Raw genomic sequence first — 25,616 nt, 5'->3', positions numbered from 1 at the left:
CTAGATCATCCCGGCGGGCGCGTGGAAATCCAGGCACGCCTGCGCGTGCGAGCGCAGGCTCTCCAGCATGGGCCGCGTATCGTCGCGGCGCCATTGGAAGGTGTAGGCCAGGGGCGGCAATGGCGGAAAGCGCGGCAGCCGCCGCAGGTCGCCGCGCTGGATGAGAACCTGGGCCCAGGCGGCGGGCAGGAAACCCAGCCCCAGTCCCTGCCGCAGCATGGCGGCAATGCCGGGCCAGCTGTTGCAGCATTGATTGCGGCCCGGCGATACGCGCTGCTCGGTCAGCCAGTCGTCGAGAATACGGATCGCGCCCGAGCTTTGCGGCAGGGTGATGAGCGTCAGGCCAGGCAGGTCGGCCACTTCGAGCGAGGCCGCATCGGGCACGGCCCTGGCCGACACCACCCATTCGAAATGGGCGCTGCCGATCACGCGCGAGGCCAGCGAAGACCGGGACGAGGGCCCCGCGATCACCGCGAAGTCGAGCTCGCCTTCCTCCAGCCCGCGCTCGACCAGTTCGCCCACGCCCACGAAGGGCTCGACCAGGAGGTTGGGGTGCGCCTGCTGGATGACTTCGATCAGCCCGGCCATCCAGGTCATGGCGGTCAGCTCGCCGGCGCCGAAGCGGCAACGGCCGGAGTAGCTGAGGTTGTTGCTGGCTTGCTGCATGAACTGGTCCGCATTGCGCAGCAGGTCCTTGGCATGGGGCACCAGTTGCTCGCCAAGCGCGGTCAGGGTCGCGCTACGGGCGCTGCGGCTGAACAGCGCGGCGCCGATCGAGGATTCCAGCTCGCCGATCCGCTTGGACAACGACGACACCGAGATATTCAGCCGATTCGCGGCGATGGCAAAGTTCTTGCAGGTGGCGGCCCAGTAAAAGGCCTCGAGTTGCTTGAGCGTCATGGGGGCGGAGGATCGGGCCGGCGGCGAGCCGATTGAGGGCGACGAAAAGTGTAATAAATGTCTTCAATAAAGTCACTTTATTCAACTCTCGGCCCGGCCTATAGTCTTTCGCCGTCAAGACCCTTGCACGGCGGATCGGCCGCCGGACGTCGCCAGGAATCCCATCATGTCAGATCCGCTGCGCCGCATGCTCAGCCTGCACGACTTCGAAACCGCTGCCCGGCGGATACTGCCCAAGCCCCTGTATGCCTATGTGTCGGGCGCGGTGGAAGACGGACAGTCCGAACGCGGCAATCGGCAGGCCTACGACGATTACGGGTTCCGGCCCAAGGTGCTGGTGGACGTGTCCCGCCGCAGCACGCGCTGCACGGTGCTGGGCCGCGAGTACGCGGCGCCCGTTGGCGTGGCGCCCATGGGCATTGCCGCGCTGACCAGCTATCGCGGGGACGTCATGCTGGCCCGCGCCGCGGCCGAGGCGGGCGTGCCCTGCATCATGAGCGGATCTTCGCTGATCCGCCTGGAAACCGTAATGGAGGCGGCGCCCGGGACCTGGTTCCAGGCCTACCTTCCCGGCGACGGCGCGCAGATCGCCGCGCTGATCGATCGCGTCGCCGCAGCCGGAGTGGACACGCTGGTGCTGACCGTCGATACGCCGGTCGCCGCCAACCGCGAGAACAACGTGCGGGCGGGCTTTTCCACGCCGCTGCGGCCCAGCGTCGGCCTGGCCTGGCAGGGCGTCACGCACCCCCGCTGGTTGATCGGCACCTTTCTGCGCACGCTGGCCCGCCACGGCATGCCGCACTTCGAAAACAACTATGCGACGCGCGGCGCGCCCATCCTGTCCGGGAATGTGCTGCGAGACTTTTCCGATCGCGGCCACCTGAACTGGCAACACGTGGCCGCCATACGCAAGACCTGGAAGGGCAGGATGGTCCTGAAGGGCATCCTGCACCCGGATGACGCGCGGGCCGCGCGCGCGCACGGCATGGACGCGGTCATCGTGTCCAACCATGGCGGCCGGCAGCTCGATGGCAGCGTTTCTCCCTTGCATGCCTTGCCCGCCATCGTGGACGCCGCGGGCGGCATGGACGTCATGCTCGACAGCGGTGTGCGGCGAGGCACGGACGCGCTGAAAGCGATGGCGCTTGGCGCGCGCTGCGTGTTCGTGGGCCGTCCGTTCAACTACGCGGCGACGGTGGCCGGCCAGCGCGGCGTGGCCCATGCCATCGCGCTGATCGTCGAAGAGATCCGGCGCAACATGGGCCTGCTCGGTATCGTCGACCTGCGAGAGGTGAACCTGAGTCTGTTGCAACGCGGCCGGTAGTCGCGTGTATGGTTTTTTAAGGCAATGTCCGAAGCATGTCTTCTTCTTATGTATGGTTTTTATGAGAATTATGCCTGCTACAAAAGCCGTACAATTCAGCCATGTGTATGGGTGTGACGGTAAGATTCGACCTGTCCATGGGACTCGTGGCGCTCACTCGTCCCACTCCCGCTTGCAGCTGCTGACGTAGCGTTTTGAGGAAATGATGAATTTTTGGGTCCCTGTAATCTTCGGTACGTTCAAGATCCTCGTGTTGGGCACGGGCATGTTTCTGGCCATCAAGTCCCATTACGACGGGGCAAAAAAGGACAAGGAAAAGCTGGCGAAGGAGAAAGAGAAGGAGATGAAGGCAACGTAGGGATGCCTCGTTGCTATTGCGAGGCTTCATATTCCAGTTCGTCTGCATGAGCGCTCGCAAGCCTCGCGGTTTCGGTTTGACTGTGTCGGCGCGATGGCCGGCATTCGGCGCACTGCGTTCTGCGCCAAGTCTCAGCGGGCGTCCTTTACTCCGAGGGGTACCGCCGTTACACAATGTGGCCAGCGATAGCCGGGAAATCTGTTTGACTCGGTGAGGCGCGGCCCGGATGCCGGGACGCGCGCAACCCGCATCAACCGGAGGACATACACATGTACATCATCATGGGGGGGACCGGCCACGTCGGGGCGGCAACCGCGCGCGCTTTGCTCGCGCTTGGTGCGGAGGTAACCATAGTCACCCGCTCGGCGGCTCGCGCCGCGCACTGGCGCGCTCGGGGCGCCGACATTGTCCAGGCCAATGTGGAAGACGTGGCGTCATTACGCGCCGCGTTCCGGCGTGGCCGACGCGCTTTTCTACTGAATCCTCCGGCGGACACCACCACCGACACCGACGTCGTCGAAAGACATACCGTTGCGAACATACTCGCCGCGCTCGAGGGATCCGGGCTTGAAAAAGTCGTTGCCGAATCGACGGGCGGCGCCCGGCCGGGCAGCCGCATTGGCGATTTGAACGTGCTGTGGGAGCTGGAAGAAGGGCTACGGGCCCTGGCGTTGCCGGCGGCCGTGAACCGTGCTGCTTACTACATGAGCAACTGGGACGGGTTACTCGAAACGGTGCGCAACACCGGCGTGTTGCCCAGTCTTTTCCCGGCGGATCTCGCCATCCCGATGGTCGCGCCGAAAGATCTGGGCGAAGTCGCGGCCGCCCGTTTAATGACGTCTCTCGACGACCGCGGCGTTCGCTACGTAGAAGGCCCGAGGCGGTATACACCCAGCGACGTAGCGCGAGCGTTCGCCGAGACCTTGGGCCGGCCGGTCGAGGTCCGCGTCGTACCGCGAGCGGCATGGCGGCAGACGTTCGTCAGCCAGGGATTTTCTGAAGCCGCCGCTGAATCCTATGCCCGTATGACCGAGGTGAGCGTCGATAGCGGCTTCGACTTGTCGGACACCCCGCTGCGCGGATCGACCACGCTGGAGGCTTACATTCGGGACCTGGTGGCCCCGCTCTAAATATCGGCGACATCGCGCAGCCGTACGCCGGAGAAGTTGGCCGCGCGCAATGCATCAAACATGGCGCGGTCGCAGATGGGAGGCGCTCCCATGCGATCCTGCCGGAAGATATGGGCAGCTCCCACAACATCCTGTTTGAACACCAAGCTGGCCCCGCCGACGAGGCTATAAAGTTTCTCGTTCTCGCCGGTCTGATAATTGTGGTCGAGCTTGATCCTCACGCGAGAAGAGGCTTCATCCAGGGCATCGAGTCTGCGCAGCACATTGCCCAGATAGTACGGAGGGGCAGGGCTGCCGTCGGCAAGGCTGAAGTCGCATGCCACAAATGCAAACGCCTCGGCGTCCAACTGCTCAAACAGTTGCTTCAACGGCTCCGACACAATCCATATGCCGGCGAGCGCTTCCAGATCGCGTGGCATTGCGCCCTTCGCCGGTACATGAACCAGGTGGGGACGCTCCGGATACTGATCTGGCATTCCATCAGGCCGCGCGACGACATTCATCCCCGGATCGATCAGCTTCCCTTCGTTGGCGATTTCTATGCCGGGAACCCTGCCGTTTTCCAAGACGCTGGCGTCGATCAGGAAAAATTCGCCCTTATGGGATGCGGCGTCGGCTGAAACTTCAATGGCGCTGGGTTCGGTCACGGTGGCTTCCATCACGGACGCGGGGGGGCGCAACGGGAATGCGGTTGAGCCGATCCTAGCCGGGCTTTGGCGCGGCCACAAGCTCGGCCGCGCGCGGCGGTGTTGCTCGCATGTTGGCGTGCGCCTCGTGGAGCAGATTCCTATGTCGTTGAGGTCGATCTCCTGAAACTCCCCGGACGCCGGCCTCAAAGCGCGAGGTCGACGACTACCCTCTCCAGAGCGTACAGCACGTGCCTGCGATCAAATATAGGCGCGAGCGCCCTCCATACTCTATTCGTACGTCAAGGTGAACATCATGGTCGTGTTGGCCGTACCAGCAGAAATCGCTCCACCGACTTGCACATATCGAACCTGTACAGGAATATCGAAAGAACCGCTCTGGACAGGGTTATATTGACTCACAGGTACTGCTGTTCGCAAAGGAAACGCCGCCCCCGATCCCGTCAGGAGCTGAACTCCCACCCCTGTGGCCGAAGACTGAGCGTCTAATGCCACAACGCCTTGGTTGCCGATTTCCGCCGTGTTTGGATCTACCCGGACGGTGACTCTGTTCATGTTTGCCGGGCAATTGAGGTTGATGGCAAAGGAACGCAGCGGCCCATTAACGCCATTGAAGTCCGATCTTGCCACTCGACCCATATTCACCTGTACGTCACGAGTCGAGCAGGTGAGCACGTTGATGGTGGTTGCGCCTAGAATAACTCGCAAATTTGAAGGAAGGACGGGCGAACCGGGCTGAGTGGTTCCCGCGCTACGAATTAATGGATACCCATCGAAAACGACCGTCGGATTTATCCGTGTACCGTCGACAATAGGAGCGTAGCGAATAAGTTTGGCACGAACAGTAATCCCCACAGCATACCGCGATGCCACATTTCCGGTGCAGATGGAGGTGGAATCCATTCTGTCAAATTGCGACTGCTGAGTCCGCTCAGGGAATATATCGCCACAACCAGGCGGTGTGAGGATCCGTTGACGCGGACGGATGGAGAAGATAGCGCCAACACCGGGCGCTCCGTTCAGAGCATATACGGAATATGTGATGCCGTTCTCGACGTAAGTGCGAACTGGGGCGGGCAGCGAAAATCTGCCGCTGTATCCCGCAGCCGCGGCGGGGGTGGCTGTTGTAGTACCCTGAAACGAGCAGACCCCTCTGCTCAATTCATCCACAGATACCCAATTGGTAAGTGCAATGACTTCCCCTGGGCGCTGATCACGGGGAACGGAAATGCTGGCCGGCAATTGCAGTGTCATCGTCGTGGGCGATGCGCTGGTGCAACTGGCCGTCTGGGGTCCAACCGTCTGTTGCGAAAAAGCAGGCGTGGTAACGCACGCCAGCAACAAGCTAATGAAGATAAGGGGAGGACAACGAAAGAGTGAGATATATTTTGCATTCATACTTTTTTGGCGTAAAGCCGCTCCGGTGGACTAAGGGCTCACCCGCGAGTCGGGCGAAGCGAAAGGTAAGCACTCCAACCCTTCGACAACCTGCATACGTTGCCCTTTTTCCTTGGGCTCCGGAATCTCCGAGGTAATGGTGCAACGGCCCGTGTCACCGTCACCCCATTTGACGATGAGGGTCGCCGGCCCCACATGCAATCCGTTGGCGAGGATCCGACTACCCTGCGAGACGACGCCGACCGTCTTGCCGTTGGCGTCGAACACCTGAGCACCGAAAGGCAGTGGTTTGCCATCGGCGCGCCGGACGTGCAAAACAACCGTCCTGCCACGATTCACCGTATCAAACGGTACCAGGACAACTGCGCCAGCAGTCGGAACCACACGCTGTTCCGTCGACTTAAACTCCACCCCCAGGGGGAGCCCCTTGGGGTCAATAGTGATGGAGTTGTATTCATACGGCAGAAGGTTTGACACCAGAGCCCTGCCGCGCCCGTCCAGACGCTGGCCCGGCACATTTCCAATGCTGGCTCCTGCGCCATCCGGAGCCTCCAGTACAGCATAGGTGTCTCCTTGAACCGGAGAGAATGCGACGCCCCCCCCATACGCAACGATGCCGCCACTCAGACTGGCACCAGCCTGGGTGTAATTCCTTCCAGTACCCGCACTGACGTTCACTCGGGTCCCGACGGCGGTGTAGTCAAGAGATCCACTAACATTGGCGTCGCGCGAACCACCACTGCGTTGTGAGTTGGCTGTAACGCTATAGGTAAGATTCCGATCTCGGCTAAGCATGCCTGATACCGTCTGCGAGGCAGTCGCCGTGCCGTTGGAGTTTCGTTGCAATGTTGTCGAGGCATAGTTAGTGGACTCTCGTCCGCCAAGAGGAAAAGAGAGATTCAACATGTACTGGTTTTCCCAACGTTGCGAGAAGACATCCAGACGCCGAGCAACTGAAATTGAGTACGTCATCGAACGATAGCTGTTCGAATAGCCCGCGCTAGCCTCTGTCCCGCGCCCTGATTTTTTCCAGTAGTCCTCGACAGATCCGGTCATATACACGGACCCGTAACCCGGCGCCAATTGCTGCGAAACATTGGCCTGCAATCGGTTTCTACGGGCATGTAAATCGGTATACCCGCCCGTTCCCTGCCATTGGCGAAACGCCATCGCCTCGCCGAATTCGCGATAGCCCCGTGTGGAGTATCGGTACGCGGCAATCAACACATTGGTTTTCGTGGCATCGACATAGTTCGAGTACCCAAGGCGAATACTGTGGCCGGTAGTGGACTCCCTGGAGCCGAGGTCCGCATTCGCTCCCGTCACGTCCAAGCCGAAGGCGCCAAGATGCGTGTTAACCGCGGCGCCCGCGACCGCTGCCCGATAGTTAGCCGAGCCGATGAATCCGCCGTACCCCGTCAACAGGTTATTGAAGCCATAGGTCAAGCCTCCCTGCACGAAGGTCGGCTTTTCCGAGAGCTGTCGATCGCGGTATTGTCCAATCGTGAGCTGATACCGGATTCCCCCTTCCCGCAACGAATTGACGGTCGCGGCGTATGGCACGCGCGAAACCAGCACACGACCGTCCGCTTCTGTGACTTCAACGGTCAGGTCACCACCGAAGCCATTGGGATAGATATCGGAAATCTCGAATGGCCCGGACGGAACCGTGGTTTCATAGATCACATTCGCAGACTGAAGGATTCGCACTCTGGCATTCGAATTCGCAATGCCCCGCACGACTGGAGCGTATCCCCGTTGGGATTGCGGCAGCATTCGCTCATCGGAACTTAACTGGACGCCGCGGAAGCCGATCGACGAAAACAAGCGGCCATCGGTAAAGGCGTCCCCCACCAACAGTTGTCCCTTCAGAGGAAGTACCGAGCGCGATAAGTACGTCTGATTACTGGTGTAGTCAGACCCCGTTCGATTGCTCCAGGAATAGTTCCCCTGATGGCGAAATCTCCATGCGCCAACGTTGACCCCGCCATTCAACCCCAAGTAACTGAAGCTATCAGATGCGCCCGAGCGAGGCTTAGTGGAATAGAAATTCCAGTTGTAATTTAGCAAACCCGCGGAAATCCCGTCATCCCACAGCGTCGGGTCTACATAACCCCTGGCGCCGCGTAGGAGCATCGCCTGCGGGATAGTGATATCCAGTCGTTGCTCTCCGGCGTCGTAGCTGTAGCGGCTCCCAGGCAACAACTCGCTGAGGTCTCCGCACGCTCCGGCATCCAAGTCTGCGATTGTCGCGCCGATCTTGCCTTCATTGACGGCAAGCCGGCGCAAAAAGGGCAGGTCGAAGCATGGGCGTGCCGTTGGCGCCCCTGCTTCCTGCTGAAAAACAACCGTGCTTTTGCCAAGCCAATCGTCGTTTAGATAGACCTCAACGCCATAAGCGCCTGGCAGGACGGAGTTGCCCTGCTCAAAGCGGCTCACATCCATCGGCCCACCCACCGACCGGAGAAAGCCCTGGTTGAACCGGACCTCCTGCGCTTGAACCGCTATCGTCGCGCTAAAGGCTAAAGTCATGGTCCCGGCAAATTTTCGGCAAACGCGATGACGCGGTCGCTGCGAGAGAACGCTATTCATAGTCTTTTCTGGAAACACGCAGCAGAGTCAATTCGCGTCGAAACAGGCGCAGAAAAAGTGCACCAAGCGCTCGCACCTGCTCGTTTTGGGCAGCGGCTACTGCAAGAAGGACTCGCCTTTGGTTTGGCCGCCGTAGTCGTTGATGATGGTGAAGTTCACCTTGTCGCCAGTACTTGCGGCCCCGTGCTTGAGGCGCACCGTCATCGTCTGGCCGGGCGCCAGCATCGCTTGGTCGTCAAATACCAGTTCTTGCGAAGGGACTTTGACGCTCGCTGCAGAGAAGGTGATATGAAACTTCGAGCCGTTGTAAATCTCGATCGAGCCGCCGTCCCGAACCTTCCAAGAAAGCTTGGCTGACGCATCCTCCACCACCTCGGTCATCTGAGCCGGGCGCAGGAATAGTTTGATACGCGAGCGGAACGCGAGCTGCAGCTTGTTGGTATCTTGTTCGCTGGACTCAGGAGGAATGTCGAGCACGTTGAACCAATACAAACGCTCCTGGTCACCCTTGAGCGCCTCGCCCGAGTAAAGAATCCGCACGATTTGCGACTTGCCAGGATCAACTCGAGCCATGGGCGGCGTCAGAATGAACGGCACCTGCGCGTCAGTTGCATTCATCGCAGCATCGCCGTCATCGATCCAGATTTGCGCCAACGAGGGCGCCGACCCGGAATTCTCCAATCGAATAGACACTTCAGGCTCCGCCGCCGGGTACACGACGCGTGTGCCATGAATGACGACCGCCGCCCAGCTAGGCAAAGCGAAGAACATGCTGGAAACGGCGAACCCGACGGTGATTCGGCGCAGAGATGCGCACAAAAAGGAATGGATCATGATGAGTGAAGGCGAGCAACGGGCCACAGAACGCGTGCGACCCGAAAGCTGCCCTGGGGAGATTAGCGGTAGTTCAACGAGTAAACAGCCTGAGCTCGTACCAGACCCGCAGTCACAGTCGGCGCCGTGCGGTAGTAGCGCGCGCCATACGTCAGCGTCGCAGCACCCGTTGCGATATCCACGAAGTCGGTATTCTGCGTGTCCGCAGTAGCACCGATATTGATTTGATTGTCGTTCGTAATGTTGAACAACTCGACCTGCACTCCGGTGGCAGCAGTACCCGTGGCGAGGTTGGTCAAACGCCCTTCCGCGGTAACGCCAGTGCTGTGCTCGAAGAACGCGCGCACGCCCCCCGAGTTCGGTTCGCACTCCGTCAAGCGAATCATGAAGCGCGTAGCGCCTGCGGTCTGAGCGGCTTGCATGCGACCAGCGGCGATCTTGGGCAGGGTAACGGTAATGTCGCCGCTACCATTTTCGATCTTGCAGGTCTGAGCCGTGATTTCACCGTTGATGGTGATCGTGCCGCCGTTGGGATTCGCTGATTGCGCCAGCGCCAGTGTGGGAGTGACGGCGGAAATAGCCAGGATCGACGAGGCGAGGAGAAGACGATTCATAGTGAGCGATAAATTTGCGAGGTGAGATCGGTTTGAATTGACGTTGCGCAGATGAATCTTGGCAACAAATCCATGCTATCAACCGACGTTCGCGCGGGACATAGGGCGCACTCCGAAATTTCGGCTCGTCTTTTTCATGCGGGGTATATCACGGGGATAAAGATCGACGCGCTGCGAGGCTCAAGACCTGTTCCTGTCGTTCCAGCTGGCGCTGATCGAGGGTGGCCCTGTGCGCATGGCATCGCTGCGAGACTGGAACGGCTCCTTCGCCCCGCGCCGGCCCCCGGGGCACGAACGGCGCTTTACCGGCCTTGATGGCCGGATCGTCGCCATCTCAGCCCGAAGCAAGAGGGTGCGCGAGAGCCAGGCGCTCTAGCGTGTATCTGCGTCCGTAATCCCAGATGCCCTGCTGCCGCCCCATCTTTCAATGGCGTTTCTCAGCTTGGCCAGCCGAATGGGCTTACTGATAGCGCCATCCATACCAGCCTCCACACAACGCAGGGCGTGCTCTGCTCCGGTTGCCGCCGAAATTGCAATGATGGGAAGGGCGGACTTTCGCCGCAAAGCATCGTGACGGCGGAACTCCCGAGCCAGGGCATAACCGTCAATATCCGGCAGATCGCAATCCATCAACACCAGATCACAGGACCCTTGCAGATACGTTTGAAGCGCTCGAGCGCCATCGCCAGCCACCGAAACGTCGTATCCGAGACTCGCAAGTTGCATCTGTAGCACAGCTTGGTTCGCGGGTAGCCCCTCGACGAGCAAAACTCTAAGGCGCTCGCCTGATGAACTCACCACCCGGGCCTCCGGCTCGTCAACCGCGCCCGACACACAAAGATCGACAGGAAGCGTTACCGTCACCGTCGTCCCCACGCCTGTCGAGCTGCGTAGTGCGATCTTGCCTTTCATGAGCGAGACCAATTCTCGACAAATTAACAATCCCAAGCCGGTCCCACCCGGCCGACGAGACGGCGAACCGAAGACTTGCGAATAGGGGCGAAACAAAGCCGCCTGCGCCGATTCCGATATGCCGATACCGGTGTCAGAGACGCGCAACTCGAGCGCTCTGCGATGCTCGCCATCACTTACGTTGGAGACCGCTATTTGGACGTCAACGCCCCCGCGTTCCGTGAACTTGATCGCGTTGGAAACCAGGTTATGAAGAATCTGATTCGTGCGTGTCGGATCTAGCATCAAAATTGGGCTCGCTTCGGGAACCGTCAAACTCAGCCCGATGCCCTTCTCTTGTGCCCGCAATCTCTGCAGGTCGACAACATCGCGCGCCAGATTTGAGATGTCCGTGGGCACGTACTCGAGCACGACCTTTCCAGCCTCCAACTTGGAGATATCAAGTACACCATCCAACAAGCGCAACAGCGCGCCAGCTCCGCTGTCGGCCAAACCGGCCAAGTGTCTCTGCCGATCGTCCATCGACGTGCCCTGTAGCAACTCCACCGATGCCAGAACAGTGTTCATGGGCGTCCGTATTTCTTGATTCATCACGGAGAGAAAGATCTCCTTTTCCCGTTCGCTTCTTACTGCCCTTCGGTACTCTCGCCACGTTCGATACGAAAAAAAGCCCAGCAGCAATAGCGTAGTCAAAGCCGCTAGGCCCTGCGTGCCATAGTGCCGAACCAATACCGCCATCGACGGTGCGCCCAGGTCAATCTCCTCGAGCCAGGATTGCCGCAGTTCAGCCGCTCTTTCGACGGAGATTGAGCGCAGCGTCTTTTGCAGAATGGACCAAAGCAATGGCTTTTCCTCGGAGACGGCCATGGCAATTTCAGCGGTCATGGAAGAGAGCACCCCGGCAATCTGCAGCGTCCCTACATAGCGACGGTTCAGATAGGGAACCAAGAAGAGTTCCGTTCCTACCGTAGCGTCCGCGTCGCCTTCTGCCACCATGTCCAACACTGCGGTGCTTCGTGTTTCGGAGGTCAACTTTACCTTTCCTGCCACACCCTTTAGCAGTTCGGCGTACGGTCCCTCCTCGGGAACCACGACGGTCTTATTGGCAAGCGCGTCCAACTCCGTGACTGCATGATCGCGCGCCCTCGTCACCACGACCGCAGCACTGACGATGTAAGCAGGCGTGAAGAGCACTCCTGGCTCGTTGGCGACCCGCCCAAGGTTTCGTGAGGCCATCGATAACATATCGATCTCCCCACTTTTCAACCAATCCAACCGAGACTTCGTGCCCTGGGTCGGTCTGAAGGTGAAGACCAATCCAGTGCGACGACCGACCTCATTGAGGTACTGCTTAGGCAAGCCACGTACGATGCCGTCATCCATGTATTCAAGCGGGCTCCTATTGGGCATCACGCCGACCCTCACAACCGGGTTGGCGGCTATCCAAGCTTGCTCTGCGTGGCTGAGCTCCGGCTTTGGCTGCACGGTCGGATTTGCGGAAGGGGATCTGCTCGGATTTTTAAGATCGGCCGCGCCTAGAAGCAGAACCGCAACGAATACGCTGGAACACGCCGCGCAGACCAAGATAAGGATCCACTTGCGTACGCGGTCGCGCCACCTAGCCCCGTCGAGTCCGTCGGGGGACTCGGTTAAATGCCCCTGTCTCAATGGAAGCCCTTGTCAGCGGCGATAAGACGCTCAAGTTCCAATTTCGCGTCTTTGAGCACCTGATAGACGTCTTCGGCGTCCATGTCCTGGCCTGCCTCGAGCAAATCCTCGAGCCCTTTAGCCAAACCAGTCAGAGCCGATAGTCCCAAGCTCATGCTTGCACCAAGCACGCGGTGTGCATGATGCTTCGCTCTGGCAAAATCGGCCTCAGCCAATGCAGCGTCCAACAAGCGGAGATCATCTTGCACAAGACGTAGCGCCACACCGGAATCCATCGCCTGCGCCGAGCATCCTCGCGTGTTGGAGGCATCTGTCGACTCAGTCAACAGAACGCCACAAAAGCTCTCGATGGTGCTTTGCAGTTTAGCCAGGCCAATTGGCTTGCTGAGTACTCCGTCCATACCCGCGTTTAAGCAGCGCAAGGCGTGCGCGCTGCCCGTTATCGCCGAGATCGCGATGATTGCGCATCGCCTGGCACCGAGCTTGGCCTCATCCACCCGGAATTGCTGGGCGAGCCGATAACCGTCCGTATCGGGCAAATTGCAGTCCAACAGGATCAGGTCATACGTTTCCTGCTCGAAGGCCTGCATGGCCTCCTCGCCATTAGCCGCCATGCGGAATCTGCACCCGAGTCGCTCTAGCTGCGCTTGAATCAGAAACTGGTTCGCGGGCGTATCCTCTACGAGAAGAATGACCGGATGTCCAACTTCGGGCCGGCGCACCGGAATTTCTGACTGCGCCGCCGCTCCATTGTTCTCGGTTACATGCCGAACCGGCAACGATAGAGCGACCGTCGTGCCTGCCCCTGGCACACTGCATACCATGATGTCACCATTCATGCGCGAGATAAGTTCACGGCAAAGCAGCAATCCGAGGCCCGCTCCGCCGAGGCGGCCCCTCATCGATCGCCTCCACGGCGCGTTGGATAGGAACGATTGGAAATAGCCCTGCCCATCAATTCCGCTACCCGTGTCCGAGACCTCGATACGTAGCACACCGCCAGATGCGGAATCCTCGGCGGGCGAGATAGTCACCTTGACCGTAACCGACCCGCGGGGGGTAGAGCCGATAGCATGGGACACCAGGTTTTGCAGAATCTGTGCCGTTCTGGACGTATCCAGCATCAGAAAACCGATAGGATCGGGCACGGCAAAGACGAGCTCGACGCCCATTTCCTCAGCCTGCTTCCGGAGAGAATCGAGCACTTCCCGCACTAGCGCGACAATGTCGGCCGGTTCATACTCCAGCACAAATTTTCCCGCCTCCAACTTGCTCACATCCAACACATCATTGAGTAACCGCAGCAGCGACTCACCGCCCTGGCAGGCCAAACCGAGCAATCGCTGCTGCACATCGTCCAACGGGGTGCGCTGCAACAACTCAACCGAAGCGAGCACCGCGTTCATGGGGGATCGAATTTCATGACTCATGACGGCGAGAAACATCGCTTTCTCAGCTTCGCCCCTGACCGCCCGAAGGTGCTCGCGCCGCCAAGCGTAGGCCAGTCCGCCAAGCAAGAGAAACACCCCAGTGAGCATCAGCCCCTGTGGACCGTAATGCCGGACGAGCACCTCCAGCGACGGCTCACCAAACCGGGCCTGTTCGAGCCACGCCTCATTCATTCGGTAGGACTCTTCCGCCGTGATCTGCTGCAGCGCCTTCTGAATAATGGAATAGAGCATCGGCCTGTTCTTCGAAACCGACATGCTCAACTCGGCAAACACTGACGAGATCACACCGGATATTTGCAGGAGGCCGTTATAGCGGGACGACAGCACAGGAGAAAGAAATCCGTCCAGGGCGATTGCGGCATCTGCCCTCCCTGTCGCCACCATCTCAAGCGTCCCCTCAGCCCCGTCGCCGCTTACGAATTTTGCGCCAGGCAACACTTCACGGAACTTCGCCTCATATGGGCTGTGTCTTGGCACTGCCACGGTGCGCCCGTCCAGTTCGCCCAGATCCATCATGATAGGAGCACGCGCGCGCGTAACGATAATCGTCGCGCTGACGTAATAGGGTGCGGTAAACAGCGAATCAGACGCGCCCGAAGTGGGCTGAATGTTGCGGGCGGCAAGCGCGACCATGTCCACAACGCCGTCTGCCAGCCATTTCGACTGATACGTGGACGCGTCGCTTATTTCCTTGGTCTTGAACTTGAGGCCAGTCAGCCTGCTGACCGCCTTAAGATACTCCGCCGACAATCCCTTCAGCTGGCCATTCTCTACGTATTCCAGGGGAGCAACGTTCGTTCTAACGCCCACTACCACGATCGGATTCTCGACTATCCAAGCACGCTCTTCTTCGGAAAGAAGCGCAGGATGATCAGCCAAAGCCAGCTGCGCAAAAAGGCTCGTTCCGATCAACAGCAACGCTCCCAGGAAATGCCCCAGGGGCGTCTGCGAAGTCATAGGGAGTCGATGATATGGCGGACCTTGAACAGCCCGTTGTTGGACGTTACGCCGAGCTTTCGAAACGCTGCCGCCTTCTGGCTACTGATCGTCTTAATGCTCCGATTGAACTTCTCCGCAATTTGCGTCACGGTCATTCCGTCGAGAAAGCAGCGAATGACCTCCCGCTCGCGCACCGATAGAGCAGCTCCATAGACAGCATCGTCCGAAGCGTCATTCTGTTCAGGAGCATGGCTCGTCGTTGCGTCGGCCAAACGGAGCGTCATTTCAGGCTGAAGAAAGACGGCACCACCAGCCACCACCCGAATGGCACGAGTGATCTCCGACATGTCCTCCATCTTTGATATGAATCCTCGCACTCCCGCCCTCAGGACCAAGGCAACAGTAGCCGGATCGCTGTGAGCCGATAGCACAACAAGACGCGAGGTCGGGAACTTGATGCGCAGTGCGCGGATCAAAGCTACGCCGTCCATGTCGTCGGGACCAAGCGCATAGTCGACTACCAACACATCGGCCGGCTTCTGCGTGATCCCCTCGATCATTGCGCGGCTGCTGTTGTAGACCCCGACAACGTCTATGCCCGCTTCGGATTTCAGAAAGGCAGCCAAACCGTTCCGAACCACGGCATGATCGTCCAAGATAGCCACGCGTACGCAACCTACCAAGTTGTTCGACACAATAGTCGCCCCTAGTCCTAACGAGAATCCGTTCGGACTGGTCCGATAGATTTCTCTGGATTGGTTGATAAATACTACGAATCCCGTCGCCAAGCAAGATGACGAGGCGGGGCCCGTGTGATCAAGCGTGCCACACCGGGTGAAGAGCAACCTCAATGGTCAGGAGCCGGCTAGGCGACACCGACTACGTTCCTTGGCGAGGCGCAACAGACCACGTTCAATGTGCCTTTAAATTGCCTCTGGCACGCTGCGCCGCACGCTATCGCAAGGAAGTCGCTCAATGACACACCGCACGTGTGCATGACCGCACCGGAACTGCCAACTTGCCCTTCAGGCGCGCCGGCCGCGGCCATGCCCATGCCCATGCCAAGCTGACCCGGTCGACTATCGACGGTCACGAATGCGGTCAAGAGTTCAATTGTCGTACGCGTCGCGCCCAACGGCGACTCATAGCGTAGGGCCGTATCAAATTCGCGATGTACTCGAATCTCTGGCGGACATTGGGCGCCTGTGGCAGATTCACGCGCGGCGGATCCCGCTTCGTACGCTTGACTGAACTGCAATGCCCGTTTAAGTGCCGCTCGCGATGCCGACCTCGCATAATAGGAACTATACAAATAGCCCATTCCAGAAAAAATCAGCGCACTCCTAAAATCCGATAAAACGCGCCCTAGAACGTCAAGAATTGCCAATAAACGCATCGCCTGATTGCCAAAGGTGTGCGTCAGCACCAAGTTCGCTCCTCGCTTCCCAGATTGGCCTCACACGAAAGCGATCTCCCCAACCAATTTTCGTCCCATTCTTATTTCCTAAATTCTCTCAGAGCCCTACAGTCGCTGACACAGAAATTCACCCGAGCGACATACATGGGACACCCACACATAGAGGAAGCATCCCCCACGGGCCCGCGGAAAGTCAGCGTCATCGCGTTCACACCGAAGCCCGAGCAGGCTCGTGAAGTCATGGACACGCTGACCCTCTTGGGCATCACCCGCTTCGAGCATGCAACTTGTCTTGACGATGTAGAAAGACTGGTGCGGACGACGGCCATAGACGTAATCGTATGCAGCATCCAACCAGGCGAAAACGGAGGGCTGATGCTTCCTAGTCTGCTACAAACAATGAGGAAGGACGGGAGGCTGCTGGAGCCGCCCCGAGTTCTATGGTCAATGGAGACGGCTTCCGATACCTCGCACTCTCCAACGGACTCGAAATCTTCAATCGACGACCCGCAAAAGGCTACTTCCGACCTGGAAAGGGGCGCGGGGATTTCGCTGCAAGCGCTTCAGGCTCATGCCAGGCTGGCGCAGCAGGCCGGAATCAGCGTCGGCATTACACGTGGCTATGAGGTCGCCAGGGTTGCGGCGGTCCTGGATCGCCTTTTGAACACTCACACCCCCCCACTCCAGCCCATCGTGCCACATGAGGAGCTTCAGCTAGAGGAAGATCTGATTGCAGCAATAAGCGGTGGAACGGGCCTCCACATCGCCCTGCAGCCGCAGTATGACCTGCACACGAAGGCGTTACTGGGTGCGGAAGCGTTGGCCCGTTGGACACATCCCCGATTGGGTAACATATCGCCCACGGTGTTCATTCCAATCGTCAATCGATTAGATCTGAATTTGGCGCTATTTGGATTTGTGAAGAAAAAGGTTATTGAAATCCTTGAAGTCCTTTACGGACGTGGCGTAGGCGTTCCGATCGCAGTTAATGCTTCGGTGAAAACCATTTGCACCGAGGGATTTGCTCAATTTCTTGCCCAGAAGATGGAACACGCGGGTTTGCCTAACCGTTTACTGAAGATCGAACTGACCGAGGAACTGCCTATTGAAGACCCCCTCCTTTTGTCGGGGTCTTTGAACTCGTTACGTGCACTCGGGTTTTTGACCTCACTGGATGATTTCGGATCCGGCTTCGCTACTATTAACTTGCTATCGACGATGCCCTTCGATGAGGTCAAAATCGATGGTTCCTTCGTCAAAGAAGTCGATCAGAAAGCCCCCCTTCGAGGCATCATTGCGACCATCTCCTCATTGGCGCGATTGCTGAATATGAATCTGGTAGCCGAAGGTATCGAGGACGAGTCCAGTATCGCTACCCTGCGCCGGCTCGGTTGCAACAAGGGGCAGGGATTTGCACTGTCGAAACCGTTGGAGCCGCTCGACTTTCTGCAGTTGTGTTTGTCGCAAGGCCGCACAGCATAGTAGCCTCGCTCAGCGGACTTCATCGTTGGTGCAAATCGAAAATCTGCCGTAAACGTCGAACTTCATGGGCACCGACCCAGGGGGGCGGCCGGCCGCAGACCGTCGTTACGGCCGTTAGAAGACCGAAGCGGTCTAGCTCAGGTCTCAGTGCGGTGCCGCAAATGCCCGTTTTCGGCTAGAAGGAGACATCCGGCCACCGCTCTTGCTCAAGCTGATCCCTATACTGTGGATGACCTAGCCAACACTTTCCTAAAGAGATCAAGTAGTCATGGGAATCTTGACAGTAATTTAAATCGTTTCAAGTCTTGCATCAGCCTCGGCTTGGATCTACGCAAGCCAGGTAAAGGTATCTCGCGAGAGTGCTATCCGGCAGCGGCGTCTGGCGGCTGAAAAAAAGGGAACGAATCCAGACCTTTCTGGCGTGACATTCGATGGATGGGAAGTGCGGGAGACTTTGGCAGCACAATCAAAGTGGAACTCCATCGGCGCATTGCTGGCAGCGACAGCGGTGCTTTGCCAAGCAGCAGCTCAGGCGCTTGATTAGCCATGGCTCTACCAAATGCCAACTCTCGGCGGCTCAGCTTAATTTGAACATTTACGATGCAATCCGAATTCAAGCGTCTGTTGACGAAATTCGAGCGAAATAGAAAAGCTCCGTGAGAAGTTTTTGAACCAGGCTTTGATGCCCGCTTTGGGTCGTAACGAGCCCTTCGCACTTCCCGCCGATCAAAGCAAAAAGCCGCGTTTCCCCAACAGGAAACGCGGCTCCATTCAGGACCGGCGCGTCGACGCCGGTCCCATCCTTCAATGCATCTGCCCGTACTTGCCGGCGTTGAAGTCCTGGATCGCCTCGACGATCTCCGCTTGGGAGTTCATCACGAACGGCCCGTACCCCACCACCGGCTCGTCGATCGGCTCGCCGCTCAGCACCAGGAACACGGCGTCGTTGTTGGCTTCGACCGTGATCTCGTCGCCGTCCTGCGAGAACAGCGTCAGCTGCGCGTCGCGCGCCACGGCTTCGCCGTTGACCAGCACCGTGCCGCGCAGCATCACCAGCATGCTGTTGCGGCCCGCCGGGATCGCGAAGGTCGTGGCCTTGCCCGCGGACAGGCGCACGTCCCACACGTCGATCGGCGTGAAGGTGCGCGCCGGGCCGGTCTGGCCGCCATAGCTGCCGGCGATGACGCGCAGCGAGCCGGCATCGTCGGGCAACGACACGACCGGGATATCCGCGTTCAGCAGGCTCTGGTAGCCGGCCGGGGCCTTCTTGTCCTTGGCCGGCAGGTTGACCCACAGCTGCACCATCTCCAGCTCGCCGCCCTTGCGGGTGAACGCGGGGGAGTGGAACTCTTCATGCAGGATGCCCGAGGCGGCCGTCATCCACTGGACGTCGCCGGGCCCGATGACGCCGCCGTTGCCGGTGGAGTCACGGTGCTCGACCTCGCCGCTGTAGACGATGGTCACGGTTTCGAAGCCGCGGTGCGGATGCTGGCCGACGCCGCGCGGTTGCGTGGCCGGCGTGAATTGCGCCGGGCCGGCGTAGTCCAGGAGCAGGAACGGGCTGACGTTCTTGCCCTTGTCGTTGTACGAGAACATCGAGCGCACCGGAAAGCCGTCGCCCACCCAGTGGGGACGGGGACTGGCATGCACACCCAGAATCTTCTTCATGATCGTCATTCCTGTTGCGCGGCCCCTGCGGGGCCGTTCGTCATACCTATCAAGATAAGGGCGGGACGGCGGTTGCGGTAGTCCCCGCCATTGATAAGCACCGTTCCAGCAATAGGACGCTGACGGCCCCAAGGCGGGCCAGCGTTGCCAGTGCAGCGAGGGCGGGGGGGAGGAATTCCGGGCTTGGCGCGGTGCCGGCGGCCGGCGCGACCCGCGACGAAGGGCCTGTAAACCCGGGTATTCTTGCGCCATGCAACGACAAGCCGACACAGCCGTGGCTGACCGATCTCCCCAAGTCCAGGGCTTCGCCCCGGTGGCCGCCGCCGACGCCCGCATCCTGGTGCTGGGCTCCATGCCCGGCGTGGCGTCGCTGCGGCAGGCACGCTACTACGCCCACCCGCGCAACGCCTTCTGGCCCATCGCGGCCCAGGTGCTCGGCTTCGATCCCGCCGCCGATTACGCGCGGCGCCTGCAAGCGCTGCGATCCGCCGGCGTCGCGCTCTGGGACGTGCTGCGGGCCTGCGAACGGCCGGGCAGCCTGGATGCGGACATCCGTGTCGACACCCTGGTGCCCAACGACTTAGCGGCGTTCCTTGGGGCCCATCCACGCCTGGTGCGGGTCTGCTTCAACGGCGCCAAGGCGGCCAGCCTCTACCGCCGCCATGTGCTGCCGCGCCTGCCGCAGCGGCCGTTGCAATATGTCGACCTGCCATCCACCAGCCCGGCCCACGCGGCCGCATCGTTCGAGAAGAAACTGGCCGCCTGGCGCGAGGCGTTGACGATGCCGGCCTGAGCCTGCGCGTTGGGGCGTTGGCGGCGCGGGTGCCGCGACATGCGGCCGGAGACGAAGCGCGGAAAGCGGAATGTGAAAAGCGGAATACGAGCGGGGCTTGGCCGTGCGCGAGGCGGCCGGTCAGTCCTGCCCGCCGCGACCTCCAGCGCCTACGACCCGGGGATCTGGCGGGAAGGCGGCGCCTGCGGCGCCGGACGCCGCAAGACCGGCCGCCCGGCGGGCCTGCGCCAGGCTGGCCTGGAGCTGCTCGTGGACGGGACCGTCGGGGTCGACCAAGGGCAGCAGGCGCTCCCAGTCGTCAATGGCCTGCTGGAAGTCGCCCCGGAAAAATGCGCTGGTGCCGGCCAGGGCCAGGCCTTTCACGTCGTCGGGCGCGAGCGTCAGCAGCAGGGCGATCAGGCGGTCGGGTTCGCCGGAAAAATCGCCGTCCGCCGCCGTGGCCAGGAGGTCGGCCCACTCCGCCAATACGCCGGGATCTTGCGGCGCCCGGGCGCCGATGCGCGCCCAGGTTGCCGCGCCGTCGGCGAAATCTCCCAGCGTTGCGTAGGTGTGGGCCAATGTCGTCCAGGCCGCGGCGTCGTCCGGATGGGCTTGCAGGTGTTGGATCAAGCCGGCCAGCCGGTCGGCCATGGGATCGTTGGCGTCGTGGTCGACGCTGGCGGGGATCGCCGCGTCCAGGCTGGCGTGCGCCGGCGCCAGGGCCGACGGCGTGCCAAGCACGGCATACAGGCCGACGCTGATCGCGCCCAGTCCCAGGGCCACGGCCAGGGCCCAGCGCGGCGCGGGCCGGGTATCCAGGGGATCTGGCGCTGCGCAGCCTTCGCGCAGGGCGCGCCGCTCGATCTCCGCGAGCGCCTGGGCATACTGGTCCGGGGCGATGCGCCCGCAGGCCTGGTCGGCCTGCAATTGCGCCAGTTGTTCGCGCAATACCGCCAGGGATGCCTGCGCCTGGGGCGGGCCGTCGCGGCGGCCGGTGGCCCCCGGCGCCAGCAGGGGCGGCAGCACGAACAGCAGGGCGACGGCGACCATGCCGGCCGCGAGGAGCCAGAACAGGGTCACGGAGCGCGCTCCCCGCCGGCAGCGGACGGACCGGCGTCTTCCGAGAGGTCGGCCAGCAGGGCCCGGGCCGCTTGCGCTTGTGGCGCAGGCAGGGGCGGCTCCGGCGTGCGGGCATGGCGTCGCAAGCGCCACAGCAGGCCGCCCATGGCGCCGGCAAGCAGCACGCCGGGCCCGATCCAGAGCAGCGCGGTGCGGGTTTTCAGCGGGGGGCGATAGAGCACGTAGTCGCCATACCGCGACACCAGGAACTGGCGCACCTGGGTATCGTCCTGGCCCGCCTGGAACAGGCGGCGCACTTCGTCGCGCAGGTCGCGTGCCAGCGGCGCGCGCGAGTCCGCCAGCGATTCGTTCTGGCACACCAGGCAGCGCAGGTCGCGCGTGAAGGCCTGGACGTGCGCTTCCAGGGCCGGGTCGGGCGCGGCGGCGGGCGCCTCGCCGGCCGTGGCGCGGGCCGCGATGGCCAGCGCCAGCGCGACGCCGCCGCAGGCCGCGCGCAAGCCGGCGGCCAAGGCGGCGCGCCGGGGCGCGGGGCGGGGCGCGCGGAGGATGTCAGGGTTCATTCAGCGCCTCCCGCGCCCGGGGGATCAGGATGTTGTCGAGCACGTCCTGCGTGACCGGCCCGACGTGCTTGTAGCGGATCACGCCTTGGGCGTCGATGAGAAAGGTCTCGGGCACGCCGTACACGCCATAGTCGATGCCGAGTTTGCCGCCGGGGTCGACCACCGTGGCGGTGTAGGGGTCGCCCAGGCGCGCCAGCCATTCGCGGGCGGCGCTGTCTTCGTCCTTGTAGTCCAGCCCGACGATGGCGATGCGGCCTTCGCGGGCGGCGCGCAGCAGCACGGGGTGTTCGGCGCGGCAGGCGACGCACCAGCTGGCCCAGACGTTGAGCAGCCAGACCTGGCCGCGCATGTCGTCCAGCCCGAACTGGCGTCCGGGCGCGTCCAGCCGCGCCAGCGTGAAAGGCGGCGCGGGCCGACGCAGCAAGGGCGAGGGCAGCTCGCGTGGGTCCAGCCCCAGGCCAATGGCGAGCAGGGCCGTCAGGCCGATGAACAACAGCAGGGGCAGGAGGGATCGGAGTTTCATGGCTGTTCGCTGTGCGGTCGCCGGGTGTGTTGCGGGGGCGCGGCGTCGCGCCGCGACGCCTGCTTGCGATAACGGCGGTCGCCGGCGGCGGCCAGGCCTCCCAGCATCATCAACGCGCAGCCGGCCCAGATCCAGCTGATGAACGGCTTGTGGAACAGGTTCACGATCCAGCTGCCGTCGGGCAGGCCTTCGCCCAGGGCGGTGTAGAGGTCGCGCAAGGGGCCGACGTCAATGGCCGACTGCGTCATTGGCATCGCCTGCGCCACGTAGCGGCGGGTCTCGGGTCGCAGCGTGGCGACGTGCTTGCCGCCGCGCGCGACATCGAGGGTGGCGCGCGCGGCGATCCAGTTGGGACCGGCGACCTGCTCCACGCCGCCAAAGGTGAAGGTGTACCCGGCCAGGCGGGCGGTCTGGCCGGGCAGCATGCGCACGTCCAGTTGCGACTGGAAGCTGTTGACCATGGTGACGCCGATGATGAACACGCCCAGGCCGAGATGGGCCAGCCACATGCCCCACCAGCTTCCGGGAATGCCGCGCAGGCGGGTGGCGATGCCGGCCCGGCCGCCGCCGCGCAGGCGCTCGCCCAGCAATTGCAGGCTGCCCAGCACGATCCAGGCCGCCAGCGACAGGCCCAGGCAGGTGCGCCAGGTGAAGTGTCCGAGCCCGTAGCCCAGCGCCGGGCCCAGCAGCACGCTGGCGAGCGTGGCCGGCCGCAGGCGGCGCCCCAGCCGTTGCCAGGTGTCGGCCTTCCAGCGCGCCAGGGCGCCGGGCACCAGCAGGATGAGCACTGGCGTCATCAACGGCACGAAGGTGGTGTCGAAGTAGGGCGGGCCGACCGAAATCTTGCCGAGGCCCAGGGCGTCGAGCAACAACGGATACAGGGTGCCGAGCAGTACCGCCGCGCAGGCCACCGACAGCAGCGCGTTGTTGGCCAGCAAGGCGGCGTCGCGCGACACGAGCTCGAAGCGGCCGCCACCCTGCAGCCGCGGCGCGCGCCAGGCGTACAGCAGCAGCGATGCGCCGACCACCGCCACCAGCAGGCACAGGATGAACAGGCCGCGCGCCGGGTCGGTGGCGAAGGCATGTACCGAGGTGACGACGCCGGACCGCACCAGGAACGTGCCCAGCAGCGACAGCGAGAAGGTGCCGATCGCCAGCAGCACGGTCCAGCCGCGGAACGCGCCGCGCTTTTCCGTCACGGCCAGCGAATGGATCAGCGCGGTGCCCAGCAGCCACGGCATGAACGAGGCGTTCTCGACCGGATCCCAGAACCACCAGCCGCCCCAGCCCAGCTCGTAATAGGCCCAGCTTGATCCCACCGCGATGCCGGCGGTCAGCAGGACCCACGCGGCCACGGTCCAGGGCCGCGACCAGCGCGCCCAGGCGGCGTCCAGGCGCCCCGTCATCAGGGCCGCGATGGCGAAGGCGAAGGCGATGCTGAAGCCCACGTAGCCCAGGTACAGCAAGGGCGGGTGGATGATCATGCCGGGGTCCTGCAACAGCGGGTTGAGGTCGCGGCCTTCCGGCGCCGCGGGCAACAGGCGGGAAAAGGGGTTGGAGGTCAGCAGCGTGAAGGCGGTGAATCCCGCGCTGACCGTGCCCAGCACGCCCAGGACCCGCGCCGTGAAGGCCTCTGGCAGCCCGCGGCTCCAGCGCGTCACCGCCGCCGTCCAGAGCGACAGCGAGACGATCCACAGCAGCATGGAGCCCTCGTGGTTGCCCCAGACCGCGGTGATGCGGTAGATCAGCGGCGTGCGGGTGTGGCTGTTGTCCGCCACCAGCCGCACGGAGAAATCATTGGCGATGAACAGCAGGTGCAGGCAGGCGTATGACAACAGCACGAACAGCAGTTGCCCGCGCGCGGCAGCGCGGCCGACCGCCATCAGCGCCGCGCGGCCGCGCCAGGCGCCATACAGCGGCACGATGGCCTGCGCCAGCGCCAGCGCGAAGCCGAGCATCAGGGAAAAGTGGCCGACCTCGGCGATCATGGCTGTACCGTCCTGCCGGCATCGTGGGCGCGCTCGATGGCTTCGCGCGCTTCGATCGGCGTGTAGTTCTCGTCATGGCGGGCCAGCACGCTGGTGGCGGTGAACACGCCGTCGGCGTCCAGCGTGCCCTGGGCCACCACGCCCGTGCCTTCGCGGAACAGGTCGGGCAGGGCGCCGCGATACACCACGGGCACCTCGTGGGCGGTGTCGGTGACGATGAAGCGCACGCCCAGGCCGTCGGCCTCGCGTTGCAGCGAGCCGGCCAGCACCATGCCGCCGACGCGGAACAGCCGCTGTCGCGGCGCCTCGCCGCGCGCGATTTCGCTGGGCGTGTGGAAAAACACCAGGTTCTGACGCATGGCCGTCAGGATCAGGGCGGCCGCCGCGCTCAACAGCGCGACCGCACAGAGCAGCAGAAGCAGGCGCCGGCGGCGGGGTGTCGTCATGCCGGTTCCGCGTCCCGCCGTTGCCCCCTGGCCGCCGGGCGGCTGGCGCGATCGAGCGCGGCCAGGCGTCGCAGCGCGCGGCGGCGCCGCCGCGCCAGCGACGCGCATTCGGCCAGCACCAGCAGGGCCAGCGCGCCATAGCTGCCCCAGACGTAGCCGGCGCGCCCGCCCATGTGCCAGAACGCGGCCCAGGATTCCCAGTGCATCATGCCGGCTCCTTGCGTGTTGCGGCCTCGCGGCGCGCCAGGTCGCGCACCCAGCCGGCCGGCCATTCCCGTTCCAGCACCATGACGCGCGCGCGCGCCAGCGCGACGGCGGCGGTGTAGGCCCACGCGGCCAGCGCCATCAACAGCATGGCGGCCAGCATGGTCGCCGCCATGGACGGCGCGCGCGTCAGGCTGACCGAAGCGCCCTGGTGCAGCGTGCTCCACCATGACACCGAGAAATAGATGATGGGGACGTTGATGGCGCCCACCAGCGCCACCAGCGCCCCGGCGCGGTCGCCACGATGGGGATCGACGGTCAGGGCGGTCAGCGCCAGGTAACCCAGGTACAGGAACCCCAGGATCAGTTGCGAGGTGAGCCGCGCGTCCCAGACCCACCAGGCGCCCCAGGTGGGCCGGCCCCACAGCGCGCCGCTCCAGAGCGCGACGAAGCAGAACAGCGCGCCGGTGGGAGCCAGCGCGCGCGCCATGATGAACGACAGGCGGGTGCGCAGGACCAGGCCGAGCGCGGACCAGAACGCCATCAGAAGATAGATGAACAGCGACATCCACGCGGCCGCGACGTGGATGAAAATGATGCGGTAGACCTCGCCCTGCGTGGCGTCGGTGGGCGCGACGAAAAAGCCGATCGCCAGGGCGCAGGCGCCAAGCACGATCGCGATTCCGGCGCACCAGGGAACCAGCCTGCC

Annotated in this window: 22 protein-coding genes; 5 read left to right on the top strand and 17 right to left on the bottom strand. The window is 62.3% G+C overall.

The window, feature by feature from the left end; genetic code table 11:
* Positions 1-900: a LysR family transcriptional regulator gene (locus tag DK459_RS06695; protein ID WP_026384674.1), complete on the bottom strand. Its 900-nt coding sequence runs from the start codon at positions 898-900 to the stop codon at positions 1-3.
* Positions 901-1,066: 166 nt separating this feature from the next.
* Here DK459_RS06695 and DK459_RS06690 point away from each other — a divergent pair, with 166 nt between their 5' ends.
* From DK459_RS06690 to DK459_RS06685, 3 genes are all read left to right on the top strand, one after another.
* The gene (locus tag DK459_RS06690; RefSeq protein ID WP_110134567.1) at positions 1,067-2,224 is read left to right on the top strand and encodes an alpha-hydroxy acid oxidase; all 1,158 of its coding nucleotides are present in this window, start codon (positions 1,067-1,069) and stop codon (positions 2,222-2,224) included.
* A 205-nt stretch (positions 2,225-2,429) separates the two neighbouring features.
* Positions 2,430-2,582, top strand: coding sequence for a hypothetical protein (locus DK459_RS30735; protein ID WP_024068500.1), 153 nt, complete (start codon positions 2,430-2,432; stop codon positions 2,580-2,582).
* Between the two features lie 269 nt (positions 2,583-2,851).
* Positions 2,852-3,712 (top strand): NmrA family NAD(P)-binding protein, encoded by an 861-nt coding sequence (locus DK459_RS06685; RefSeq protein WP_110134566.1) that lies wholly within the window; start codon positions 2,852-2,854, stop codon positions 3,710-3,712.
* Here DK459_RS06685 and DK459_RS06680 read toward each other — a convergent pair.
* The 8 genes from DK459_RS06680 to DK459_RS06645 all read right to left on the bottom strand — a co-directional run bounded on the left by DK459_RS06680 (position 3,709) and on the right by DK459_RS06645 (position 15,432).
* Positions 3,709-4,374 (bottom strand): imm11 family protein, encoded by a 666-nt coding sequence (locus tag DK459_RS06680; RefSeq protein ID WP_353631127.1) that lies wholly within the window; start codon positions 4,372-4,374, stop codon positions 3,709-3,711. The genes DK459_RS06685 and DK459_RS06680 overlap by 4 nt on opposite strands.
* Before the next feature lie 255 nt (positions 4,375-4,629).
* Positions 4,630-5,262, bottom strand: coding sequence for a fimbrial protein (locus DK459_RS30585; protein ID WP_158288269.1), 633 nt, complete (start codon positions 5,260-5,262; stop codon positions 4,630-4,632).
* A 525-nt stretch (positions 5,263-5,787) separates the two neighbouring features.
* Positions 5,788-8,349 (bottom strand): fimbria/pilus outer membrane usher protein, encoded by a 2,562-nt coding sequence (locus tag DK459_RS06670; protein ID WP_110134565.1) that lies wholly within the window; start codon positions 8,347-8,349, stop codon positions 5,788-5,790.
* A 96-nt stretch (positions 8,350-8,445) separates the two neighbouring features.
* Positions 8,446-9,183 carry a molecular chaperone gene (locus tag DK459_RS06665; protein WP_083301369.1) on the bottom strand — a complete coding sequence of 246 codons (738 nt, stop codon included), beginning with the start codon at positions 9,181-9,183 and terminating at the stop codon, positions 8,446-8,448.
* A gap of 62 nt (positions 9,184-9,245) precedes the next feature.
* Positions 9,246-9,797: a fimbrial protein gene (locus DK459_RS06660; RefSeq protein WP_070541071.1), complete on the bottom strand. Its 552-nt coding sequence runs from the start codon at positions 9,795-9,797 to the stop codon at positions 9,246-9,248.
* A 372-nt stretch (positions 9,798-10,169) separates the two neighbouring features.
* Positions 10,170-12,122: an ATP-binding protein gene (locus DK459_RS06655; protein ID WP_255412835.1), complete on the bottom strand. Its 1,953-nt coding sequence runs from the start codon at positions 12,120-12,122 to the stop codon at positions 10,170-10,172.
* Between the two features lie 251 nt (positions 12,123-12,373).
* Complete coding sequence (locus DK459_RS06650) at positions 12,374-14,785, bottom strand: transporter substrate-binding domain-containing protein (RefSeq protein ID WP_110134563.1); 2,412 nt, start codon at positions 14,783-14,785, stop codon at positions 12,374-12,376.
* A complete protein-coding gene (locus DK459_RS06645; RefSeq protein ID WP_307190344.1) occupies positions 14,782-15,432 on the bottom strand; it encodes a response regulator transcription factor in 651 nt (216 codons plus the stop codon). The genes DK459_RS06650 and DK459_RS06645 overlap by 4 nt, the downstream gene beginning before the upstream one ends.
* A gap of 992 nt (positions 15,433-16,424) precedes the next feature.
* On the opposite strand from DK459_RS06645, the gene DK459_RS06640 reads away from it, so the two are divergent.
* Positions 16,425-17,666, top strand: coding sequence for an EAL domain-containing protein (locus DK459_RS06640; protein ID WP_054500120.1), 1,242 nt, complete (start codon positions 16,425-16,427; stop codon positions 17,664-17,666).
* A gap of 804 nt (positions 17,667-18,470) precedes the next feature.
* On the opposite strand, the gene DK459_RS06635 is transcribed toward DK459_RS06640, so the two are convergent.
* Complete coding sequence (locus DK459_RS06635) at positions 18,471-19,334, bottom strand: pirin family protein (RefSeq protein WP_006384111.1); 864 nt, start codon at positions 19,332-19,334, stop codon at positions 18,471-18,473.
* Positions 19,335-19,584: 250 nt separating this feature from the next.
* On the opposite strand from DK459_RS06635, the gene DK459_RS06630 reads away from it, so the two are divergent.
* The gene (locus tag DK459_RS06630) at positions 19,585-20,127 is read left to right on the top strand and encodes a DNA-deoxyinosine glycosylase (protein ID WP_199234254.1); all 543 of its coding nucleotides are present in this window, start codon (positions 19,585-19,587) and stop codon (positions 20,125-20,127) included.
* Between the two features lie 120 nt (positions 20,128-20,247).
* Here the strand turns inward: DK459_RS06630 and ccmI are convergent, their stop codons facing one another.
* From ccmI to ccmC, 7 genes are all read right to left on the bottom strand, one after another.
* Entirely contained in the window at positions 20,248-21,186 is a 939-nt protein-coding gene (gene ccmI / locus DK459_RS06625; protein WP_110134561.1) for a c-type cytochrome biogenesis protein CcmI, read from the bottom strand.
* Complete coding sequence (locus tag DK459_RS06620; RefSeq protein ID WP_081322336.1) at positions 21,183-21,746, bottom strand: cytochrome c-type biogenesis protein; 564 nt, start codon at positions 21,744-21,746, stop codon at positions 21,183-21,185. The genes ccmI and DK459_RS06620 overlap by 4 nt, the downstream gene beginning before the upstream one ends.
* On the bottom strand, positions 21,736-22,269 hold the full coding sequence (locus tag DK459_RS06615) for a DsbE family thiol:disulfide interchange protein (RefSeq protein WP_006384807.1): 534 nt from the start codon (positions 22,267-22,269) through the stop codon (positions 21,736-21,738). The genes DK459_RS06620 and DK459_RS06615 overlap by 11 nt, the downstream gene beginning before the upstream one ends.
* Positions 22,266-24,257 carry a heme lyase CcmF/NrfE family subunit gene (locus DK459_RS06610; RefSeq protein ID WP_054499880.1) on the bottom strand — a complete coding sequence of 664 codons (1,992 nt, stop codon included), beginning with the start codon at positions 24,255-24,257 and terminating at the stop codon, positions 22,266-22,268. The genes DK459_RS06615 and DK459_RS06610 overlap by 4 nt, the downstream gene beginning before the upstream one ends.
* Positions 24,254-24,703: a cytochrome c maturation protein CcmE gene (gene ccmE / locus DK459_RS06605; protein WP_049055551.1), complete on the bottom strand. Its 450-nt coding sequence runs from the start codon at positions 24,701-24,703 to the stop codon at positions 24,254-24,256. The genes DK459_RS06610 and ccmE overlap by 4 nt, the downstream gene beginning before the upstream one ends.
* The gene (gene ccmD / locus DK459_RS06600; RefSeq protein WP_223203314.1) at positions 24,700-24,912 is read right to left on the bottom strand and encodes a heme exporter protein CcmD; all 213 of its coding nucleotides are present in this window, start codon (positions 24,910-24,912) and stop codon (positions 24,700-24,702) included. Before ccmD ends, ccmE begins: the two co-directional genes overlap by 4 nt.
* Positions 24,909-25,616 (bottom strand): heme ABC transporter permease CcmC (gene ccmC, locus DK459_RS06595; RefSeq protein WP_110134609.1); only part of this gene is annotated, 708 nt, incomplete at its 5' end. The genes ccmD and ccmC, both read right to left, overlap by 4 nt.

Source organism: Achromobacter sp. RW408, from assembly GCF_003184165.1.
GTDB classification, from domain to species: Bacteria; Pseudomonadota; Gammaproteobacteria; order Burkholderiales; family Burkholderiaceae_B; genus Achromobacter; species Achromobacter xylosoxidans.
Note: the sequence above shows the minus strand (reverse complement) of the source record. Positions and strands in the feature narration are given on the sequence as shown.

Coding starts and splice junctions, on each gene's coding strand:
- DK459_RS06695 (WP_026384674.1), bottom strand. CDS start 900: ATGACGCTCAAGCAACTCGAGGCCTTTTACTGGGCCGCCACCTGCAAG.
- DK459_RS06690 (WP_110134567.1), top strand. CDS start 1,067: ATGTCAGATCCGCTGCGCCGCATGCTCAGCCTGCACGACTTCGAAACC.
- DK459_RS30735 (WP_024068500.1), top strand. CDS start 2,430: ATGAATTTTTGGGTCCCTGTAATCTTCGGTACGTTCAAGATCCTCGTG.
- DK459_RS06685 (WP_110134566.1), top strand. CDS start 2,852: ATGTACATCATCATGGGGGGGACCGGCCACGTCGGGGCGGCAACCGCG.
- DK459_RS30585 (WP_158288269.1), bottom strand. CDS start 5,262: ATGGATTCCACCTCCATCTGCACCGGAAATGTGGCATCGCGGTATGCT.
- DK459_RS06670 (WP_110134565.1), bottom strand. CDS start 8,349: ATGAATAGCGTTCTCTCGCAGCGACCGCGTCATCGCGTTTGCCGAAAA.
- DK459_RS06665 (WP_083301369.1), bottom strand. CDS start 9,183: ATGATCCATTCCTTTTTGTGCGCATCTCTGCGCCGAATCACCGTCGGG.
- DK459_RS06660 (WP_070541071.1), bottom strand. CDS start 9,797: ATGAATCGTCTTCTCCTCGCCTCGTCGATCCTGGCTATTTCCGCCGTC.
- DK459_RS06650 (WP_110134563.1), bottom strand. CDS start 14,785: ATGACTTCGCAGACGCCCCTGGGGCATTTCCTGGGAGCGTTGCTGTTG.
- DK459_RS06640 (WP_054500120.1), top strand. CDS start 16,425: ATGGACACGCTGACCCTCTTGGGCATCACCCGCTTCGAGCATGCAACT.
- DK459_RS06635 (WP_006384111.1), bottom strand. CDS start 19,334: ATGAAGAAGATTCTGGGTGTGCATGCCAGTCCCCGTCCCCACTGGGTG.
- DK459_RS06630 (WP_199234254.1), top strand. CDS start 19,585: ATGCAACGACAAGCCGACACAGCCGTGGCTGACCGATCTCCCCAAGTC.
- DK459_RS06620 (WP_081322336.1), bottom strand. CDS start 21,746: ATGAACCCTGACATCCTCCGCGCGCCCCGCCCCGCGCCCCGGCGCGCC.
- DK459_RS06615 (WP_006384807.1), bottom strand. CDS start 22,269: ATGAAACTCCGATCCCTCCTGCCCCTGCTGTTGTTCATCGGCCTGACG.
- DK459_RS06610 (WP_054499880.1), bottom strand. CDS start 24,257: ATGATCGCCGAGGTCGGCCACTTTTCCCTGATGCTCGGCTTCGCGCTG.
- ccmE (WP_049055551.1), bottom strand. CDS start 24,703: ATGACGACACCCCGCCGCCGGCGCCTGCTTCTGCTGCTCTGTGCGGTC.
- ccmD (WP_223203314.1), bottom strand. CDS start 24,912: ATGATGCACTGGGAATCCTGGGCCGCGTTCTGGCACATGGGCGGGCGC.